Genomic DNA, 3,987 nt, shown 5'->3' with positions numbered 1-3,987 from the left:
GCCGGCGATCTTGAAGGCGAGCTCGGACGAGTCGACCTCGTGGTAGGCGCCGTCGGTCAGCGTCACCTTGATGTCGACCATCGGGTAGCCGGCCAGCACGCCGAACTCCGCGGCCTCCTGGCAGCCGGCGTCCACCGACGGAATGTACTCCCGCGGGATCCGCCCACCGGTCACCTTGTTCTCGAACTCGTACCCGCCGCCGTCGCCGCCGGTGGGCTCGAGGTTGATGAGCACCCGGCCGTACTGGCCGGAGCCGCCGGTCTGCTTCTTGTGGGTGTACTCGACCTTCTCGACCTTGCGGGTGACCGTCTCGCGGTAGGCGACCTGCGGCCGCCCGATGTTCGCCTCGACCCTGAACTCGCGGCGCATCCGGTCGACCAGCACCTCCAGGTGCAGCTCGCCCATCCCGGCGATGATCGTCTGCCCGGTCTCCTCGTCGGTCCTGACCTGGAAGGTCGGGTCCTCCTCGGCGAGCCGCTGGATCGCGATGCCCAGCCGCTCCTGGTCGCTCTTGGTCTTCGGCTCGATGGCCACGTTGATCACCGGCGCCGGGAACGTCATCGACTCCAGCACGACCGGCTTGTCCTGCGCGGACAGCGTGTCGCCGGTGGTGGTGTCCTTCAGGCCCATCACCGCGACGATCTGGCCGGCCACCGCGAACGGGCGCTCCTCGCGCTTGTTCGCGTGCATCTGGTAGATCTTGCCGATCCGCTCCTTGCGGCCCTTGATGGAGTTCAGCACGGTGCTGCCGGACTCCACGGTGCCCGAGTAGATCCGGATGTAGGTCAGCTTGCCGAGGTGCTGGTCCGACATGATCTTGAAGGCCAGCGCCGAGAACGGCGCCTCGGGGTCGGGGCTGCGCTCGACCACCTTGTCCTCGTCGCCGACGGCGTGGCCCTCGACGGCGGGGATGTCGACCGGGCTGGGCAGGTAGTCCACGATCGCGTCGAGCATGGGCTGGACGCCCTTGTTCTTGAACGCGGTCCCGCACAGCACCGGGGTCAGCGAACCCGCGACGGTGGCGCGCCTGATGGCCGCGACGAGCTGCTCCTCGGTGGGCTCGTTGCCCTCCAGGTACAGCTCCATCATCTCGTCGTCGTTCTCGGAGATCGTCTCGAGCAGCCGGTCGCGCCACTCGCGCGCGGCCTCGGCGTGGTCGTCGGGGATGCCGACGATGTCGTACTTGTCGCCCTTGCCCTCGGTCTGCCAGAGCAGCGCGCGCATCCGGACGAGGTCGATGACCCCGCGGAAGTCGGACTCCACGCCCCAGGGCAGCTGGACGACGAGCGGCGTCGCACCCAGCCGGTCGACGATCATCTCGACGCAGCGGTGGAACTCGGCGCCCACCCGGTCCATCTTGTTGACGAAGCAGATCCGCGGTACGCCGTACCGGTCGGCCTGCCGCCAGACGGTCTCGGACTGGGGCTCTACGCCGGCCACGGCGTCAAAGACCGCGACCGCGCCGTCGAGCACGCGCAGCGAGCGCTCCACCTCGACGGTGAAGTCCACGTGACCGGGGGTATCGATGATGTTGATGGTGTGGCCGAGCCAGCTCGTCGTGGTAGCGGCAGACGTGATGGTGATGCCGCGTTCCTGCTCCTGCTCCATCCAGTCCATGGTGGCCGCGCCCTCATGGACCTCACCGATCTTGTAGTTGATGCCGGTGTAGAACAGGATGCGCTCGGTGGTCGTAGTTTTGCCCGCGTCGATATGCGCCATGATCCCGATGTTGCGGACCTTGGCGAGGTCTACGGCGGTCGTGGTGGCCACTTTGGTTCCTCGTTCTCGTAAGTCTTTGGTGTCTGAGTCGCTCCGGCTCGCGTCTACCAGCGGTAGTGCGCGAAGGCCTTGTTCGACTCCGCCATCTTGTGGGTGTCCTCGCGCCGCTTGACGCTGGCGCCGAGGCCGTTGCTCGCGTCGAGCAGCTCGTTCATGAGGCGCTCGGTCATCGTCTTCTCGCGCCGGTTCCTGGAGTAGGCGACGATCCAGCGCAGCGCGAGCGTGGTGCTGCGGGAGGCGCGTACCTCGATCGGCACCTGGTAGGTCGCGCCGCCGACCCGGCGGCTGCGGACCTCGAGCGTGGGCTTGACGTTGTCCAGCGCGCGCTTCAGCGTGATCACCGGGTCGTTGCCGGTCTTGTCCCGGCAGCCCTCGAGCGCGCCGTAGACGATGTGCTCGGCCACGGACCGCTTGCCGTCCCTGAGCACCTTGTTAGCCAGCGCGGTAACCAGCGGCGAGCCGTAGACCGGATCGGTGACAAGCTGCCGCTTCGCTGCGGGACCCTTGCGAGGCACTAGCTCTTCTCCTTCTTCGCTCCGTAACGGCTGCGCGCCTGCTTCCGGTTGCGGACGCCCTGGGTGTCGAGCGAGCCGCGGATGATCTTGTAGCGAACTCCGGGCAGGTCACGCACCCGGCCGCCGCGCACCAGCACGATCGAGTGCTCCTGCAGGTTGTGCCCGACACCGGGGATGTACGCGGTGACCTCGATCTGGCTGGTCAGCCGGACACGGGCGACCTTGCGGAGGGCCGAGTTCGGCTTCTTGGGCGTCGTCGTGTAGACGCGCGTGCACACGCCTCGGCGCTGCGGGCTCTCCTTGAGGGCCGGCGTCCTGTTCTTCGCTACCTTGTCCTGGCGGCCCTTGCGGACCAGCTGCTGGATCGTGGGCAACCGCGTCTCCGTCTTTCCAGTCGTTCCGGCCCGCGCTCACGCGCGAGCCCCGTCACGTTCTTTGCTGGCGAGCCTTCGAGGCACTAGGCGGCCTCAGGGCCCCAAAATCGGGACTCCGCAACCTCCCAGCCTGGGGTTTTCTGCCCTCCGCCGACCCCCGAGGTCGGGCGTGTCGCCCTGACCGGAAGTCAATTGGCCCGCGAGGAGCCGATCTGCGTGAAGGGAAGAGACCCCGCTGCCAGCAGGTCAGCCACCCGGCCAGTCCCCGTCCCGCGATCTGATGACCACGGTCCCGGTCCGGCTCAGCTGGCATGCCGTCAGCTGGCATGCATACGCGCCCATGAATACACGGACACGAATGAGAAACCTACCATGACACAACCGTCAAGCAAAATCGAGCGCCCACTGCCCTAGTCCCCCTGCGGGGCGGACCGCGGATGCTCGTCGTACATTGCTCGTGCTATTACAACATACCCCCTCCCCCGTTTAATCCCGGCCCGAACGGCGGGACCGGGCCGGGCACGGCCACGGAGAGCCGGTGGCCCACGGGGTCCGCAAGAAGGCAGGTACCCAGGGGCACACCGAGCACGGCGGGGGCTGGGGCGGCAAGATGCGGGGGCGGGTGAGCGGGGCCGAGGCCAGGACGCCGACCAGGGCGGCCCCCGGGCGAGGGCTCGCACGGACCCGGGGCAGGGTGCCGGTCCCGTTCGGTAGATATGCCGAACGGGCTGGCGGTCAGCGTGGAGCCGGCCGCCAGCCCGTTACGGGTCAGCCGCGTTTACCTGTTGTACGAACCGAAGTCGTACTCCTCGAGCGGCACGGCCTCGCCCGAACCCTGCCCGAACGGGTAGGTCTCAGGCTCGGCGTAGGAGCCGGGCGGGAAGGCCGACGAGCGGGCGTCGTCGGTCGGCTCGACCCGGATGTTCCGGTACACCGGCATGCCGGTGCCGGCCGGGATGAGCTTGCCGATGATGACGTTCTCCTTCAGGCCCAGGAGCGAGTCCGACTTGGCGTGGATCGCCGCGTCGGTGAGCACCCGGGTGGTCTCCTGGAAGGAGGCCGCCGACAGCCACGACTCGGTGGCCAGCGACGCCTTGGTGATGCCCATCAGGACGGCCCGGCCGGAAGCCGAGGTGCCGCCGTCGTTCACCACCGCGCGGTTGACCGCCTCGAACCGGGGCCGCTCGACCAGCTCGCCGGGCAGCAGCTCGGTGTCGCCGGACTCGAGCACGTTCACCCGCTTGAGCATCTGCCGGATGATGATCTCGATGTGCTTGTCGTGGATCGAGACACCCTGCGACCGGTACACCTCCTGCACC

At 68.2% G+C, this 3,987-nt stretch carries 4 protein-coding genes; all 4 read right to left on the bottom strand.

Annotation, left to right across the window (positions count from 1 at the left end; genetic code table 11):
* Positions 1-1,770, bottom strand: a 1,770-nt coding sequence (gene fusA, locus VHU88_02290) for an elongation factor G (GenBank protein ID HEX3610494.1), incomplete at its 3' end; no start/stop codon positions are given.
* Between the two features lie 53 nt (positions 1,771-1,823).
* Positions 1,824-2,294: a 30S ribosomal protein S7 gene (gene rpsG, locus VHU88_02285; protein ID HEX3610493.1), complete on the bottom strand. Its 471-nt coding sequence runs from the start codon at positions 2,292-2,294 to the stop codon at positions 1,824-1,826.
* Positions 2,294-2,668, bottom strand: coding sequence for a 30S ribosomal protein S12 (rpsL, locus tag VHU88_02280; protein ID HEX3610492.1), 375 nt, complete (start codon positions 2,666-2,668; stop codon positions 2,294-2,296). Before rpsL ends, rpsG begins: the two co-directional genes overlap by 1 nt.
* Before the next feature lie 778 nt (positions 2,669-3,446).
* A partial coding sequence (locus VHU88_02275; protein HEX3610491.1) for a DNA-directed RNA polymerase subunit beta' occupies positions 3,447-3,987 on the bottom strand: 541 nt, incomplete at its 5' end.

The organism is Sporichthyaceae bacterium (assembly GCA_036269075.1).
In the GTDB taxonomy this organism is placed as follows: Bacteria; Actinomycetota; Actinomycetes; order Sporichthyales; family Sporichthyaceae; genus DASQPJ01.
The sequence above is the reverse complement of the archived record's forward strand: the minus strand, read 5'-3'. Positions and strand labels throughout refer to the sequence as shown.